The organism is Mucilaginibacter sp. FW306-07-L (assembly GCF_058782065.1).
Window position 1 is genome coordinate 688,798 of record NZ_JBYSXI010000002.1, and the last position, 16,010, is coordinate 704,807.

Consider the following 16,010-nt stretch of genomic DNA (forward strand, 5'->3'; position numbering starts at 1 on the left):
GCTTAATATTCAAGCCACCTGTTTGCTTTTATATGGAGTTTTTCGCCCACATAGTGCATGTCTTTTTTAAGGTTGACGGCACGCAGTAATACCCCATCCCGCTCCAGCAATAGCTCTTCATAAAAGCCTTTAAACAATATTTCCTTAACCGTCCAGTCGCGGTGGCTCAGGCTGCTGGTAATAGCTATTTCGTCAGGATAAATAACCACCGTTGGCTTTTGCGCCGATATATGGAGCAGCTTTGCTTCGTTAGCGGTAAGTACATTACAATTACCCAGAATTTGCGCGGTATACAAACTCCCCGGTTGCTGATACAGCTCCTGCGGCGAGCCTGATTCGATTATCTCGCCATCCTTCATCACCACCAGCACATCGGCCATAGAGAGTACCTCTGCCGGGTCATGTGATACCATTACTACGGTGATGCCGGTTTCCTTTACCACCTGCCTGATGTCGCGCTGCAAACCATCCCGAAAGGAAGTATCTACCTGGTTAAAAGGTTCATCCAAAAACAACACCTCCGGTTGGGTAACCAATGCGCGGGCTATGGCTACACGCTGCTTTTCGCCGCCGCTCAGGTCGGCTATGCGTTTACCGGCAAGGTGCAGCATATTGAGCTGTTGCAGTACTTTTTCGGTCTTTTCCTTTTTCGCCTTGAGGTTGGTGCTTGGTAACAGGATGGAAACATTATCGGCTACCTTGGCAAACAGGTTCAGGTCATCGGTATGCTGGGTTACCATCTTCATACTGTCGTGCCCGGGGATCAGTTTTTCCTCCGGCCCCCAAATGCGTTCACGTTTAAAGGTGATCAGTCCCGAATCGGGTGATATCAAACCATAAAGTAAGCGCAACAAGGTTGTTTTGCCGCTGCCGCTCGCGCCTACAATGGCGGTAATGGCATGGGGCTTTATATGCAGATCCACATTGTTTACACCGGCGGCATGTACGCCGGGATAACGCATACTTACGTTTGCGGCCTGCAAAAATGAATTATCAGTCATGTACGGGCAAATATACATAAAACAAAAGGCCACCCGTGGGGCAGCCTTGTTATAGCGTAGAGCAATTAATAGGTTAGAAACCTACGGTTGCGCCGAACGAGAAGTTCTTTAAACCTTTTTGTGCCGAACTATCCTCAAACATATCGTTAGCATAGTATTTGGCAAAGAAACCTATGCCGCCGTAGCCTGCGCGTAAAAAGCCACCGTACCTAACCTTGGCCATGTTAAAGCCTGCCCTGAAGTGCTGATCGCCATTCTCCAGGCTCTTCTGGCGTACGTGGCCGTCTATCAAAATGCCCAGTATCGGGCCTGCTACGATGTGGAAACGGTGACCGGCGTTATCATTCTTACTTCTCCAGTAAAACGATAGCGGGATGCGCAGATAGGTTGATGAAAACACATTCTTATCGTAATCAATATCATCAACGCTGTAAGTTAGCTGATCCTGAAAACGCAGCGGGGTAACGTTTTCGCGCAGGCGAAAGCGGGTCCAGTCGAAACCGGCTGAAGCGTATATTTTAAATGAGCTGTTAAAGCGGTAGCCCAACTCCAAAAGGTCGAAACCAAAGTTGCTGCTCTTCCATGAACGGTATCGTAAAAATTCGTTTTCAGGGGATAAGGCAAAACTGCCGTTATCAACCAGTGTAGCGAAACCGATATCCACCCGTGAGAAAGTTGGTGTGAACGACCATCCGGGATGTTTGGACGCTTCTTTGTACACCGTATCGCGGTTTTCAGTACTAAAACTGAATTTCAGCTTGCGTTTTTTTCGTATAACGGTATCAGTAACCGTACCCTTAGCGGTGGTAGTAGTAGTTATGGTAGTAGTGGTGGTAAACACGCTGTCGGCATTGTTTTGGGCGAACAGGGCCGTAGTAAAGCCGGCAGCTATCAGGGTAAAAATCAGGCGTTTCATATATATTACTGTATAGTTATTTTAGGTTGATCTATTCTTCTTCTGTTTCTATTTTTATAATGCCGAGGTTAATGCCGGTAAGCCTTTGGCCATCGCCGTTATCTTCAAATTCAATTATCTTGTCCTTACGTTTATCAATTTTTGATACGATGGCATTAAGCAGTCCGCCAAAACCTCTGCGCTTCTTTTTCACCGGCTCATCAGCCTGCGCCTTACCTGTTTGCGGCAACCCTGCCGAAGCAATTACAACAGGCTTTGTTTTAAATGGTTCGGGCTCCTGCAAAATTGTTTGCTCGTTAAGTTTAACATCCGCATCGGGCAACACCGGCTCCGTTATTATCTCCTGCTGATTGGTAACAGCAGCTATCATGACCGGCCTGGCCTTGATACCTGCTATCGGTTTTAAAGGCGTTGCCCGGGTTTTGGCTAACTTAGCCGGAGCGGTTTTTTCCCTTTTACTATCATTGTTGCGTACTTCCTCAATCGGGGTTGCTACCGGCGCGTCGCTCTTATCAATGCTTTGCGCTATCTCGGGCTGCTCAACCTTGGCTATGTTGTCAGCTACTTTTTTTGCAGGCTGAACTTTAGTTATGCGTTGGGTATTATTGCCTGGCTTAACCTCCTGCTGCTTCATGAGCAACAAACCGGCGGTGGCAATAACTATAACCGATGCAGCTACGCTGATGTAAGCCCAAAGCGGTTTCTTTTTTTTGTCCCCGTCAAGCCCGCTCACTATATTGCCCCACACGTTGCCGGATGGTTCTACTTCCAACGCGTTCAGCTTGTTTCTGAACAGATCGTCGAGTTCGTTATCCTGCATATTCATATCTTTTTCCATCGCTTTTAGCAATTAATTCCTTTAAAATAGCACGCGCCCTTGATAGTTGCGACTTTGATGCCCCCTCGGTGATCCCCACGATCTCGGCTATCTCCTTGTGGGTATAACCTTCAATAGCGTACAGGTTGAACACCATGCGGTAACCCGGAGCCAATTGCTGCACCATGGCCAGCAAGTCCTTAGCATCAAGGTTAGCCGCAGCAGCCGGGTTAACCGATTGCTCGTGCCCATGTTCGGTAATATCAACCACCTGCATCATTTTATGATGCTTGCGGTAGTATTCGATAGAGCTGTGCACCATAATGCGCCGTATCCAACCCTCAAATGATCCTTCGCCGCGGTAGTTTACCAGGTTTTTAAATACCTTGATAAAACCGTTCTGCAACATATCTTCGGCCTCCATCCTATCCACCGCGTAGCGCATGCAAACCGCCAGCATTTTTGAAGCATACTGCTTATACAGCATTTCGCATGCTTTACGGTCGCCCGTTTGGCATCGCTGTATCACATCATCAATTGTAAAGGTTGGCTCCAAAAACATCATTTAAAGGTAAGATGAATGTTTGCAGGAAATGGTTGCAACGGGTAAGAAAAAAAATTATATATCTATCCGGAATAATTTATGTGTATATTTATTTAAATTTATACACATGAGAACGAATATTGATTTGAATGATGATCTGCTCAATAAAGTAAAAAAGATCACCAACTCGAAAACCAAAAAAGCAGCTATTGAAAACGCGTTGCAACTGGTGGTAACTTTAGAAAACCAAAAAAACCTCATTGACCTTTGGGGACAAGTGGAAATTGATGACAAAGCTTATTTGTAATGGAAACCGTGTTAGTTGATACATCTGTATGGATAAACGTTTTCAAAGGCATTGAAACTGATGCAAGTTTGTTTGTAAAACATAACGGCGAAAAGTTCAGGATAGCAACGTGCCTGTGGTTGTACAAGAGGCGTTACAAGGCATTGTGAATGACAAGCAGTTTGATACAATAAAGACCTATTTTGGTGAACTCGCCCTTTTGCGGGGAAATGTCTATGAAAATGCTTTGGAAGCCGCACGCCTGTACCGAATGCTAAGAAAACATGGTGTTACTGTGCGAAAACCTAACGATTGCCTGATTGCTACTTATGCCATCAAAAATAATATGAGGTTATTGCATGATGACAAAGACTTTACCAACATTGCCTCATTTAGTGACTTGCGTACTTTTAAAGCCTGATACTATTTCTTCTCCCTAAAATACTTATAAATCTTCACGGCAGACATGATGATAAGTGAGAATACAATGATGCCAATAACGCCGAATATCCAGTTAAGCGAATTTTTAAGCACCACCAAAAACACAATGGCGAACAGGAAGATAGTAGCCAGTTCGTTCCAGATGCGTAGCTGGGTAGATGTCCACTTGAAGATGCCTTTTCGCATCTGGTTTATTTTGCTTTGGCAGATGTGATGATAAACGATCAGTAATACAACAAAGGTGAGTTTAATGTGCATCCAGCCTTGCTGCAGCCAGGCGGGAGCCAATATCAGCATACTTATGCCTGCCAATAAGGTAAGCACCATGGATGGCACAGCGATAATATACCAAAGCTTCCGCTCCATGATCTCGAACTGCTCGGACAGGATGCGGCGATCCGGCTCGGGCTTTTGCTGCGCCTCGGTATGGTAAATAAACAGGCGCACAATGTAAAACAGCCCCGCCATCCAGCAGACTACAAATATGATGTGTATGGCTTTAATGTATTCGTACATGTCTTCCCGGTTAAACAGCTTAATACCTGTCCTAAATTTTTTTTGAGCGATCAAAAGAAACAAAACTTAGCGTTAGCGATCTCATGAGCACAATTAACATAAACAATAGCTAATAAATCGCCGGCTTTTTAATTTTCTATTAGCGGTATGCTTCAACCTGCTACCCGAAAATTAAGAGGCCGGAGGATTAGTTTATGAGAGGTTTTACTTTTATTTATTAACTACTTATCAATTCAACACCACAAGTTATTGCCTCGCAATGACGTGTGGATTTAAACTTTTATCATGCTGAGCTTGTCGAAGTACTCGCCGCCTGGCTAATTCCCCAGCGCTCGTACCCTTCGACAAGCTCAGGGTGACAGCCCCCCTGTTTATTGACTACTGCACATCTAATTCCCCCTTTAGGGGCTTAGGGGGTCTAGCGTTAGTAACGAAATTCTTTAATCACCTCAACCGCGTACTTCACGTTATCAAACGGAATATCAGGCATAATACCATGACCGAGGTTGAATATAAAACCATTCTCGCCGCGCATACGTTCGAACAGGCGGTGGATACGCTCCTTAATTACCTTTTTATCGGCATACAAAATATGTGGATCAAGGTTGCCCTGTACTGCAATGCCTTGCGGTAAACGCTGTTTAATATCCTTCAGGTCAACATTCCAGTCGATAGAGATCACATCAGGCTTGGCCTCCGCCATCAGCGGCGCGAATACTGAACTGCCTTTGCAGAACGATATTACCGGGATATCCTTACGGTTCAGTTTGCTGATGATCTCGGTGATATAGCGGTGCGAAAATTCGGTATAATCATCCCACGATAATGCCTGTGCCCAACTGTCAAATATCTGCACGGCATTTACACCGGCAGCGATCTGCAGGTTAAGGTAATCGGCAGTCACGGTAGCGATTTTCGCTAACAGGCGATGAGCCAACTCTGGCTGGTTGTGTATTAACAGTTTGGTCAGCTTAAAATCTTTTGACGATCCGCCTTCAACCAAATAACTCATTACCGTGAACGGCGCACCGGCAAAACCGATCAGTGGTATTTTGCCATCCAAACGCTGTTGTATCACCTTAATGGCATCGGCAACGTATTGCAGGCGATGGTTAACATCGGTTTCCAACGCGTCAATATCAGCAGCGGTACGTACCGGGTTGGCAAACTTTGGGCCTACGCCCTGGGTAAAGCTTAAATCGCCACCCATGGCCTCGCCGGTAACCAGTATATCCGAGAATAGAATAGCAGCATCAATACCCAGCAGATCAACCGGCAGCATGGTAACATCAGCGGCGATCTCCGGCGTTTTGCACATTTCTAAAAACGAGTACTTGTTTTTGATCTCCCAGTACTCTTTCATAAAACGGCCTGCCTGGCGCATCATCCACACGGGTGGGCGCTCTGTTTGTTCAGATAAAGCTGCCTTAATAAATAACGAATCTTTCATACCTCTCCTAAATCCTCTCCAAAGGAGAGGACTTTTTACCTGTCAATATAAATGACAGATATTATTTCTTTTTATTGTTTAATTCTTGTTTTAGTGTGTTCAGCACCTCACGCATTTTGGCAGTGATGTTGTCACGATGCTTTTCGGCCAGGCTTAAAAAAGCGGTGGCCTTTTCGTAATTTCCGTTGCGATAACTTATGGTAGCCACATGCACCAGCGCCGCCACATGGTCATTAACCGTACGCAGCGGGTATTGGGCGGCTATTTCAAAATGCTTTTCAGCTTCCTCATAATCACGCTTTTGCAGGCTGATACTACCGAAGATGAATTCATAAAACCCGCGTCGTTTTTTTCCCAAGTAATTAGGGTTACGAATTTGCAGCAACAGTTTTTCGGCCTTATCAAATTCCTTGTGGTGAAATTGTTTGGCGGCTAAAATAACGGTACCCTCCTTAAAGTATCCCCAAACTACTAAACCTGCCAGCAGTAGCGCAACCGCCGTGAGCTGATAGGTTTGATAGTATGCGAACACAACGGCCAAAGCCAAAAACAAAAGCGTTACTATTATACGCGCTTTGTTAGTGAACATTAGTGATGATCTTCGGTAAACTTATAACCTACCCCACGTATAGAGTGAAAATACACCGGATTTTTAGGATCAGGCTCAAAATATTTACGGAAGGTGAGTATAAAGTTGTCAATGGTACGGGTTGACGGGTATACGTCATAATTCCATACGGTTTCCAATATTTGCTCACGCGATACGGCCTCGTTGCGGCGTTCGATCAGCAATTTCAGCAGCATGGTTTCCTTTTTGGTAAGGGCGGTGATAGAGCCATCCTCATTGATCAGCTCAAAGGAGTTGAAATGGATGGTTTTATCACCAATTTTATAGCTGTTAAACTCTTTCAGATCCTCACCCTTCAGACTGCGTTTTACCAGGTTGTTAACGCGCAATATCAACTCTTCCAGGTTGAAGGGCTTAGTCAGGTAATCATCAGCACCTTTTTTAAGGCCTGATATTTTATCTTCATTGGTATTTTTAGCGGTCAGGAACATGATGGGCACCTCGCTGTTTTCCAGCCTAATGGTTTCAGCAACCACAAAGCCGTCAATTTCGGGCATCATTACGTCCAGTATAATCAGGTTAAAGCGCTCCTCTTTAAACAATTGAAGTGCCTTTTTACCATTTTTAGCGGTTGATACCTTGTAGCCTTCAAGCTCCAGGTTAAGTTTTATAGCTTCCAGCAGGTGTTCTTCGTCTTCTGCTAATAATATCCGTTTTTTGTGTTGCATGTTATGTGTTTTAGGTTATCCAAAAGTAACTTCAAATATACTGCCTGATGGATCGTTGTCTTTTACCTTGATACTGGCCTGATGTTTATCAAGCACTTGTTTAACAATATATAAACCCAAACCTGTACCTTTTGTGTTACGGGTCTCTTCGCTGCCTACCCGGTAAAACCGGTCAAATATACGTGCCTTTTCCGGATCAGCTATACCAATGCCGTTATCAGCCACCTCAAAATAAATGCGGCCATCATTGCGGTACAACTTAACATCAACCGATTGGCATGGATTTGAATATTTTACAGCGTTCTCAATGAGGTTGGTAACTACCGAGGTAAGGGCGAATTTATCGCCGGTTATTTCAATTTTAGGTTCAATTTCGGCATTAATGATCTGCTGATTGCAATCGCATTTGCTGATCTGTAAACGGTTAACAATATTATCAACCAGGCTTGAGAGGTTGAAACTTGCTTTGGGGAAGGTGTATGAACTGTTCTCAATTTTTGAGGCCAGCAGCATATTCTCTACCATATCATCCAAACGCTCAATATCATTAAGCGATTTATCGATAAAATCAAGCACCTGAGCCTTGGTCAGATCGCGCTTTTGTATGGTTTGCAGCAGGAGTTTGATGGATGCCAATGGTGATTTCAGCTCATGCGTTACGGATAATAAAAAGTTCTTCTTTTGCTCCTGTAGCTTGCGCTCCCTGTTCATGGATTTATGCAGGTAGAACGCCCCCAAAAAGAATACGCCCACAAACATGCAACCCTCACCCATGATCATGCCGCTACGCTCGGGCTGCAGCTTAACCAGCATATACCCCCACCAAACCAATTCGGCAACCGCGTAGGTTATTATCGCGTAAAATATGATCAACGACTTTTTCATCTCTCTACAATCTGTATGCGTTGTTTATAATTGGCTAAGTTACTAACTATTAGACCTGAACACTACATCCAGGCTATCAAATATAGCACGTTTAGCCTTTTCAAGGTCTGTTTTTGTGTGGGCCGATGAAATAAAGCCTACCTCGTAACCTGATGGCCCGAAGTAAATGCCCCTGTTCAATAGCTCGCGGTGCATTTTTTTGAATTTTTCCATGCTTGTAGGGTCAATATCTTCGGCCGTGCGGATATCCTTATCCGTAAACGCGAACCAGAATATCGAACCTATGCCGAATACTTTAAGCTTATAATTACGTGCCGTTGCAAAACGCTGTATGGCCTCGGTAAACTCCTGTGCCTTGTTATTCAGGTCGCGGTAAAAACCCATGCGCAGCAGCTCGGTAATTTGCGCTATACCCGCGCCCATGGCAACCGGGTTGCCTGACAATGTACCTGCCTGGTAAACGCTGCCTACCGGCGATATATGATCCATAATTTGTGCCGATGCACCGTAAGCGCCCACAGGCATACCGCCACCGATAATTTTACCATAAGTAATAATATCCGGCTTGATCTGGTAATAACCCGCTGCACCTTCAAAGCCTACCCGGAAACCAGAGATCACCTCGTCAAATATCAGCATGGTACCGTTGGCCGTACATAGCTCACGTAAAAATTGCAGGTACTCTTTATGCTGTAACAGCAAACCATTATTGGCCGGTATTGGCTCGATAATTACGGCGGCTATCTGATCCTTAAATTCTTCAAAAGCTTTTTGCAGGGCCTCTTTATCATTTAATGATACCACGATGGTTTCATCAGCGAATGATTTGGGCACGCCTGCCGATGAGGTTTCACCAAAGGTTACCAGGCCTGAGCCTGCTTTTACCAACAACGAATCGGAGTGGCCGTGATAGCAGCCCTCGAACTTTAATATCTTGTCGCGTTTGGTGTAACCCCTTGCCAGCCTGATGGCCGACATTACCGCCTCTGTACCAGAGCTTACAAAACGGATCTTTTCAATGAATGTATTATTTTTCAGGATGAGCTCAGCCAACTCATTTTCTAACGCTGTTGGCGCACCGAACGACATACCATTTTGGATAGTTTCGATCACCTTTTCGCGCACCTTGGCGTTGTTATGGCCCAGGATCAGCGGCCCCCATGAGCAGCAAAAATCAATAAACTGGTTACCGTCGGCATCCCAGATGTGGCAGCCATCGCCTTTTTGTATAAAAAGCGGTGTACCATAAACTGATTTAAACGCCCTAACCGGCGAGTTAACCCCACCCGGAAAGTAAGTTTTGGCCTTCTCATACAATTCGGCAGATTTTTCCCTGCTTATATCCGGCTTAGCGGTAGTGCTCACCGGCTTACCCTCGTCATCTGAAAATATCTTCTTTATTGAATCGAACATTTTATTTTTAGCTGAAAGCTGAAAGCATAAGGCTTAAAGCTTTTGTTTGTTTGTATTCTTCACTCCCGTCATCGCTAACCCCTCCTAAATCCTCCCCCAAGGGGAGGACTTTATTTTTTAGCCCTCTCTTCGGGAGGGTTGGGTGGGTTTGGAGATTGCTTCGTACCTCGCAATGACGGCTTTATTACTTTTGTCATGCTGAGCTTGTCGAAGCACTCGCCGCTTTGCTAATCCACCTCGCTCGCACCCTTCGACATGCTCAGGGTGACAAGCCTCTTTTATTCCTTTTGTCATGCCGAGCTATCGAAGCACTCACCGCTTGGCTATTCCCCCGCTCGCACCCTTTGGCTCGCTCCTGGTAACAGCTACAACCACTTATTCTCCAACACTTCTTTAGCGTGGTAGGTTAAAATGGCGGTAGCACCTGCCCGGCGGATACTCATCAGCACCTCCGATATGGCGCGCTGCTCGTTAAGCCAGCCGTTTTGTATAGCAGCTTTAACCATTGCGTACTCGCCGCTTACATTGTAGGCCGCTATAGGTAACTCGGTGCTATCCTTTAATAGCTTGATCACATCCAGGTAAGGCAATGCCGGTTTAACCATCAGGAAGTCGGCACCCTCGGCTTCGTCCAAACGGGCCTCAATTAATGCCTCACGCTGGTTAGCCGGATTCATCTGGTAGCCTTTTTTGTCGCCAAATTTAGGTGCAGAGTTCAGTGCATCCCTGAACGGACCGTAAAACGCGCTGGCATATTTAGCCGAGTACGACATGATGCTTACGTGCTTAAAGCCATTTTCATCAAGCACCCGGCGTATGTAACCTACACGGCCATCCATCATGTCCGAAGGGGCAATAATATCTGCACCGCTTTGGGCATGTGCCAGAGCCATTTTGCCTAATACCTCTAACGTTTCATCATTCAGTATCTCGCCGTTCTCCACAATACCATCGTGGCCGTCGCTGCTGTATGGGTCCATGGCTACATCGGTAATTACGCAGGCTTCCGGAAATTCCTTTTTCACCTGGCTGATGGCACGCAGGTACAGGCTTCCCTCGCGGTGGCTTTCGGTAGCAAGTTTATCTTTCAACGCCTCCTCAATATTCGGAAACAGATCAAACGACGTCAAACCCAGCTTCATGCAACTTTCCACCTCACGCAACAGGTTATCGATAGAATACCTGTAAATGCCCGGCATAGAGGCTACCTCGGTTTTTTGATTTTCGCCATCCACAATAAATAACGGAAATATCAGGTTAGCCGCACTCACATGTGTCTCCTGCACCATCTGGCGTATCGCCTCGCTTTTCCTGTTTCTTCTTGGTCGTTGTAACATAAGCTCAGTCCATGGACGATAGTCGATGGTCCATGGTTTTCTTGTTTTATAAAAATATCTATGGTCTATCGACTATGGACCATGGACTAAATTCCAAACACCGCTTCGGCCAATCCTACCTCGTCGGGCGAGAAAGGCAGCGTATAGCGAACACCCATTTCTTCAAATTTCTTTCCGGTTGATTTGCCTATGGCGATCACTTTTTGATGCGGATCAAGCAGGTTATCGGCAAAGTAAGCATCAACGTTTGACGGGCTGGTAAATATTACCACATCTGCCGAACTGGCTTCCACATCTTCTTCCAGCACGGTTTCATAAACCGGCAGGTCGATGATCTTCGTATCGGCTGATAAACCCTGGTGAATGCTCCGCATCGGGCTTGCCGCCCCCGGGAAAGTTACGGTAGTACCGTTGGCTAATACTGCAAACTCCGCGGCAACATCGGCTGTATCGGTGCCTTCGCCGGTAAATTCGGCAAAGTAGCCGTGGCGGCGCAGCGCATCTTCAGAGCCGCTACCCATCACTCCAAATTTCACCTTTTTAGGCAGTTGCGGGTCGAGTTTAAAGAAATACTCAACCGCGTTCTTGCTGGTAAAAAATACCCAGTCGGTATTACGCAGTATAAACGGATCGAGCTTGGTGATCACCGCTACGGTACGTATCAGCGAACGTGCTTCGATCTCTATATTATTTTTACTTAATGCTTTACGGAAATAACTGTTCTCGCTCACCTCGCGCGAGATAAATACTTTAGCCGGATGCTTATGTTCGGCACCAAAACGGGCCACCACTTTTTCGGCCAGGCCTTCGGTGGTATCTGCCTCAATAAACAAACGGTCGGGGAAGCCCTCGCCAGTATCGGCCTTAGAGGTAAACACTTGGAATTTGTCATCATCCCTGCGGCAATAGCAGCCTAATGGCAAGTGGCAGCCGCCGCCAAACAGTTTAAGTACCCTGCGCTCTACGGCAAGTTCTTCGGCAACATCGGCATGGTTCAGGGCTTGCAGGGCTTGAAATAGCTCCGGGTCGTTCTCCCTTATTTGTATGGCCAACGCACCTTGCGCGGGCGCGGGTATCAGTTCGGTTGGCGTTAATTCTTCTACATGAAATTCGCTCAGGTCTAATCCTAAACGGGCTACACCGGCTTTGGCCAGCATAATGGCATCATAATTTTCATCGCGCAGCTTACCGATACGGGTTGGTACGTTGCCGCGCAGATCCTCTATTTCCAGATCGGGGCGAACAGCCAGTAACTGCGCCTTGCGCCTGTTAGATGATGTACCCACAATAGCGCCGTATTTAACCGACAGCTTTTGCCGCACATCTACACAATCTTTCAAGATCAGCAGTAATTCGGCAGGATCTTCACGTTCAGATACCGCGGCGATGATCAGCCCCGGCGGGTTTTCAGTAGGCAAGTCCTTATGCGAATGCACAGCCAGATCAATGGTACCGGCAATAAGTTCTTCTTCCAGCTCTTTGGTAAAAAAGCCTTTGCCTTCCAGTTTATCAAAGCTCAGGTTCAGTATACGGTCGCCCTGGGTCTTGATGATCTTTAATTCGGCTTTAATATTAATTGCTGCCAAACTATCCTTAATAAAGTTGGCTTGCCATAGCGCGAGTTCACTTCCGCGGGTTCCTATTATGAGTGTCCTGTCCAAAAGATATATTATGTATTTGCGACAACAAATTTAACTTTTTAAGGCTTTGGTTTACTTAATTATTAACGATATGAAATTGAAGTGACTGAAAGACTTAGCAGCCAGCACGCTAACAGCAATTAATGGAGCTGTTTATCAATTTGTGCAAACAGCGCCTTGCTGTCGCTCGGGCGGGCGGCATTCGTTTCTGCTATGTTGCCTTTAACATCTGCAATAAGGTAAGTTGGCATCGTTATCATTGTAGAATTATTACGCACAGCCTGGCGAAAAAGCTTATTGTATTGCTGATCATTCACAAAAATATGCGTGCCTTCCACGTCATATTTGTTTACCTGTTTTTTCCATAAATATGGGTTGCCTTGTGAAATGTATAGGTAGCCAACTTTTCCGGCTTTACGGTATTTATCTTTTACCGGCTTGGTAAAATCCCGAAATTCGGCCAAGCAAGGGCCGCAGGTTGTCCCCCAAAAATCAATGTACACCACCTGGTTTTTAAAGTTCTGCTTAATAACATTGGAAATGTCTGTCTCCTGATCGTTTACGCTGATAAACTTTATCTTTTCACTGTCCGGGCTAAGCATAAGGGCCAGGCTGATCTTAGCACCTGTGAATAAAACCATCAACACCACGGTAAATGCTATAGGTTTTAATATTTTACCATGATGCTTTTTGTATTTAATTAACAACCACACACCCGCTACAAGTAATGCAACTACTAAAAAGCTTTTTAAATAGATCAGCATATTAAGGGTGTAATTACGCTCGAGGATATTATCCAGAATATGCGCTTTTTGCTCACGGCTCAGATCATAAACATTTTGCACTACGTTGATCATTTCTTCGCGCACATCTTTCTCCCAGGCCAGGCGATGCTCGGCAATATCAATTCCCAATAAAGGAATAATAGCCAGCATGATGGATGCCACCCAAAAAAGCCTTGATCTTATCATATTGCAATGTAAATAAAATAATTACATCATAAATAATACAGTACTTAAGTTAACAAAGCATCCTGAAAAAGCTAAATTGCGCTATGCGTTTACCCTTTTGCCTATTACTGATTGCATTATTCGCAGCGGCCTGTTCCAATAAAAAAACGGACGAGCACATAGCAGCTACAATAGACAGCAACGCAAAAAATTGGGCAGCAAAAAACCTCGCTGATACGCCGGGCTACAAGTCAATTAACTTTAGCCCTGTAGATAGCATAGTCCTGTCTTACCAAAACGATAGCGCTTACATCCGCCTTGAAGATTCTATTATGCAGATCGAGGCTCTTCGTTTCCAGGAAATGGGCGAAAATTTTAAGTTATTTAACGAGCGGAAAGAGAGCGGGTATTATGAAAAAAAACAGACGGGGTATAAACAGAAGCAGGCGGCGATAATAAAAAGTGTGGAGCCAAAATTCATCGGCTACAAAGTTGACCATCACTTTAAGGTGACTGACAGTAGCGGAGCCGCTTTGCTGAGTAAGTATATTTTGTGTTTTGACAGGAATGGAAACCTGATAAGGGTTATCCGGTAACCGGTTTAATTACCATTGATCAATATATCCTTCGCCATGATCATGGGTACGCTGATATATTTCTTTTCCATGTAGCTGATCACCTTCTCTAATACCTCGCGCGATTGCTGGTCCAGGCCTTGTACCTCATCAACAAATACGGTATTTAAAGCGGTAGTACGTATCTCCTTAATTTTTTCAGGCACCTGGCGCATGGCGATCTCCACACGGCGTTGTTTAAGCTGTAAGCTAAACTCGGTAGTGTTGGCATCAATTATGGCTTCGGCATGTACCAGTTCCTGGTAGCGCTCCTGCAGGTTACGTTTGGCTACCTCGTTAAGCGAATGCACCTCGATAAAGTTAACCGGGAATTGCTCCAGCACTTCGGCAGCGGTATCATTAGGTACGGCAAGGTCAACAACGGTTTTACGGCCGGTTTCGCCATTCAGTAATGAGGCGTATAACTCAGGAGTGATAATAGGTGATGTTGCCGATGTACAGGTAATAATAACATCAAACCCGCTTTTATAGTTGGCAAGCTCTTCCAGTCCGTAAGCCTCGCCGCCCAAATCGGCAGCCAGTTTTTCGGCATTGGCCACAGTGCGGTTAAATACCACAAAGTTGCTGAATTTATGCTTTTGAAGATACTTGCTGATATTGCGGTTAGTTTCGCCGGCACCGATAATTAGTATGCGGGCGTTTGAGCAAAGTTTAAGATCCTTTAGCTTACGGTAAGCAAGAGATACTACCGATATAGGATTTTTAGAAATATTGGTATTAGTATAAACCTCTTTAGCTGTTTTAACTACACAGTTCATTACCATGCGCAGGTAATCGCCGGTCAGGCCGCCTTCCCTGCCCTGCTCATAAGCTTTGCGAATCTGGGCCAGTATTTCCTTTTCACCTACTACCAAACTTTCTAACGAGCAAGAGGTACGCAATAAATGGTTTAAGGCATCCTGCCCTTCGTAAATAACGGCTGCATCCATAAAGGTGCCCATATAGTGTGAGCATAAGCCCATCTCCAACGAACCGATAAATTTTTCGGCGAAAGGTCTGTCAACATTTTGAGAGGTGGCCATAACAAATACCACTCGATTACAGGTAGCCAGGTAAAATAATTCAGAGATACCGAACTCTACTTTAACCCTTTGAAGTTTAACGGTCAGATCCTCCTGGCATATCACCAATTTCCCCAACTCCTTCAGCTCGATCTGTTTGTGCGTAAAAGCTATAACCTTTAAATACTTCAAAGCAGTTTTAAATTTAACCCAACAAAAATAACAGGAATAAAAACCCCTTATGTCAACCCTTTGTCAAACAGCCGTATTTAGAATGTGTATAAATAACCATCATTTACTTAATTACGGGGCTGCAAATAAACATTATTCAGTCCGCACACGCAACATTGCAAAACAATATTTCGCGTTTACCGCTTAACACTTATCCATAAAGTAAATACTCTTAAACAAGCTCCAGGGTTGCCTGTACTACATTATAAATAAGCGATGCGCTGTTAATAAGGGTTTTACCGGCGATTTAATTACAACTTATGAAGAAGGCGGCACTTATTATCATGATCATCGGCTATATGCTTGCGGGCCTTAATCACTTTATCAGCCCTGCATCATATCTTAAAATAATACCGCCTTATTTACCATTCCCGCAGGTATTGAATTTGTTGGCGGGGGGGTTTGAAATTCTTTTTGCCGTTTTACTGATCTTCAAACAAACCAGAACCATAGCCGCTTACGGTATTATACTGATGCTGATCGCTTTTTTACCGGTACACATCAGCATGGTTGCCGATGCGCCGCTGCAATTAGGTAAGCTCACCGTTACCCCACTGCTGGCCTGGATACGCCTGGTTGTTTTGCAACCCTTGCTGATAGCCTGGGCATGGTGGTGCGGTACACCAAGCCGCAATACCCGATAAACAAAAC

18 protein-coding genes are annotated in these 16,010 nt (G+C 45.1%); 4 read left to right on the top strand and 14 right to left on the bottom strand.

The annotated features are described in order from the left end of the window. Positions 1–2: 2 nt before the first annotated feature. The 4 genes from AC3WJC_RS13195 to AC3WJC_RS13210 form a co-directional block, all read right to left on the bottom strand. The gene (locus AC3WJC_RS13195) at positions 3–1,001 is read right to left on the bottom strand and encodes an ABC transporter ATP-binding protein (protein WP_492399582.1); all 999 of its coding nucleotides are present in this window, start codon (positions 999–1,001) and stop codon (positions 3–5) included. Between the two features lie 73 nt (positions 1,002–1,074). Beyond that, the gene (locus AC3WJC_RS13200; protein ID WP_492399583.1) at positions 1,075–1,917 is read right to left on the bottom strand and encodes an outer membrane beta-barrel protein; all 843 of its coding nucleotides are present in this window, start codon (positions 1,915–1,917) and stop codon (positions 1,075–1,077) included. A 31-nt stretch (positions 1,918–1,948) separates the two neighbouring features. Further along, positions 1,949–2,755 (bottom strand): hypothetical protein, encoded by an 807-nt coding sequence (locus AC3WJC_RS13205; protein WP_492399584.1) that lies wholly within the window; start codon positions 2,753–2,755, stop codon positions 1,949–1,951. Then, positions 2,727–3,296 (bottom strand): RNA polymerase sigma factor, encoded by a 570-nt coding sequence (locus AC3WJC_RS13210; RefSeq protein WP_492399916.1) that lies wholly within the window; start codon positions 3,294–3,296, stop codon positions 2,727–2,729. Before AC3WJC_RS13210 ends, AC3WJC_RS13205 begins: the two co-directional genes overlap by 29 nt. A gap of 109 nt (positions 3,297–3,405) precedes the next feature. Here AC3WJC_RS13210 and AC3WJC_RS13215 point away from each other — a divergent pair, with 109 nt between their 5' ends. Next, the gene (locus AC3WJC_RS13215) at positions 3,406–3,585 is read left to right on the top strand and encodes a type II toxin-antitoxin system VapB family antitoxin (protein ID WP_492399585.1); all 180 of its coding nucleotides are present in this window, start codon (positions 3,406–3,408) and stop codon (positions 3,583–3,585) included. 109 nt (positions 3,586–3,694) lie between these two features. Continuing rightward, positions 3,695–3,985 (top strand): type II toxin-antitoxin system VapC family toxin, encoded by a 291-nt coding sequence (vapC, locus tag AC3WJC_RS13220; RefSeq protein WP_492399586.1) that lies wholly within the window; start codon positions 3,695–3,697, stop codon positions 3,983–3,985. A gap of 2 nt (positions 3,986–3,987) precedes the next feature. Here vapC and hemJ read toward each other — a convergent pair whose 3' ends face one another. The 9 genes from hemJ to AC3WJC_RS13265 all read right to left on the bottom strand — a co-directional run bounded on the left by hemJ (position 3,988) and on the right by AC3WJC_RS13265 (position 13,513). Next, on the bottom strand, positions 3,988–4,521 hold the full coding sequence (hemJ, locus tag AC3WJC_RS13225; protein ID WP_492399587.1) for a protoporphyrinogen oxidase HemJ: 534 nt from the start codon (positions 4,519–4,521) through the stop codon (positions 3,988–3,990). A gap of 424 nt (positions 4,522–4,945) precedes the next feature. Continuing rightward, a complete protein-coding gene (hemE, locus tag AC3WJC_RS13230; protein WP_492399588.1) occupies positions 4,946–5,971 on the bottom strand; it encodes a uroporphyrinogen decarboxylase in 1,026 nt (341 codons plus the stop codon). A gap of 61 nt (positions 5,972–6,032) precedes the next feature. After that, positions 6,033–6,560: a tetratricopeptide repeat protein gene (locus AC3WJC_RS13235; RefSeq protein ID WP_492399589.1), complete on the bottom strand. Its 528-nt coding sequence runs from the start codon at positions 6,558–6,560 to the stop codon at positions 6,033–6,035. Beyond that, on the bottom strand, positions 6,560–7,267 hold the full coding sequence (locus tag AC3WJC_RS13240) for a response regulator transcription factor (protein WP_194101113.1): 708 nt from the start codon (positions 7,265–7,267) through the stop codon (positions 6,560–6,562). The genes AC3WJC_RS13235 and AC3WJC_RS13240 overlap by 1 nt, the downstream gene beginning before the upstream one ends. A gap of 15 nt (positions 7,268–7,282) precedes the next feature. Further along, the gene (locus tag AC3WJC_RS13245; RefSeq protein WP_492399590.1) at positions 7,283–8,152 is read right to left on the bottom strand and encodes a sensor histidine kinase; all 870 of its coding nucleotides are present in this window, start codon (positions 8,150–8,152) and stop codon (positions 7,283–7,285) included. A 42-nt stretch (positions 8,153–8,194) separates the two neighbouring features. Then, on the bottom strand, positions 8,195–9,565 hold the full coding sequence (hemL, locus tag AC3WJC_RS13250; RefSeq protein WP_492399591.1) for a glutamate-1-semialdehyde 2,1-aminomutase: 1,371 nt from the start codon (positions 9,563–9,565) through the stop codon (positions 8,195–8,197). A gap of 365 nt (positions 9,566–9,930) precedes the next feature. Continuing rightward, positions 9,931–10,902, bottom strand: a complete 972-nt coding sequence (gene hemB, locus AC3WJC_RS13255) for a porphobilinogen synthase (protein ID WP_492399592.1) — start codon at positions 10,900–10,902, stop codon at positions 9,931–9,933. An 86-nt stretch (positions 10,903–10,988) separates the two neighbouring features. Beyond that, positions 10,989–12,563 (bottom strand): hydroxymethylbilane synthase, encoded by a 1,575-nt coding sequence (hemC, locus tag AC3WJC_RS13260; protein WP_492399593.1) that lies wholly within the window; start codon positions 12,561–12,563, stop codon positions 10,989–10,991. A gap of 119 nt (positions 12,564–12,682) precedes the next feature. Beyond that, entirely contained in the window at positions 12,683–13,513 is an 831-nt protein-coding gene (locus AC3WJC_RS13265; RefSeq protein WP_492399594.1) for a TlpA family protein disulfide reductase, read from the bottom strand. Positions 13,514–13,596: 83 nt separating this feature from the next. Here AC3WJC_RS13265 and AC3WJC_RS13270 point away from each other — a divergent pair, with 83 nt between their 5' ends. Further along, positions 13,597–14,088, top strand: coding sequence for a hypothetical protein (locus AC3WJC_RS13270; RefSeq protein ID WP_492399595.1), 492 nt, complete (start codon positions 13,597–13,599; stop codon positions 14,086–14,088). 5 nt (positions 14,089–14,093) lie between these two features. On the opposite strand, the gene hemA is transcribed toward AC3WJC_RS13270, so the two are convergent. After that, entirely contained in the window at positions 14,094–15,320 is a 1,227-nt protein-coding gene (hemA, locus tag AC3WJC_RS13275; protein WP_492399596.1) for a glutamyl-tRNA reductase, read from the bottom strand. 299 nt (positions 15,321–15,619) lie between these two features. Between hemA and AC3WJC_RS13280 the strand changes: the two genes are divergently transcribed. Further along, positions 15,620–16,003 (top strand): DoxX family protein, encoded by a 384-nt coding sequence (locus tag AC3WJC_RS13280; RefSeq protein WP_492399597.1) that lies wholly within the window; start codon positions 15,620–15,622, stop codon positions 16,001–16,003. Positions 16,004–16,010 lie beyond the last annotated feature (7 nt).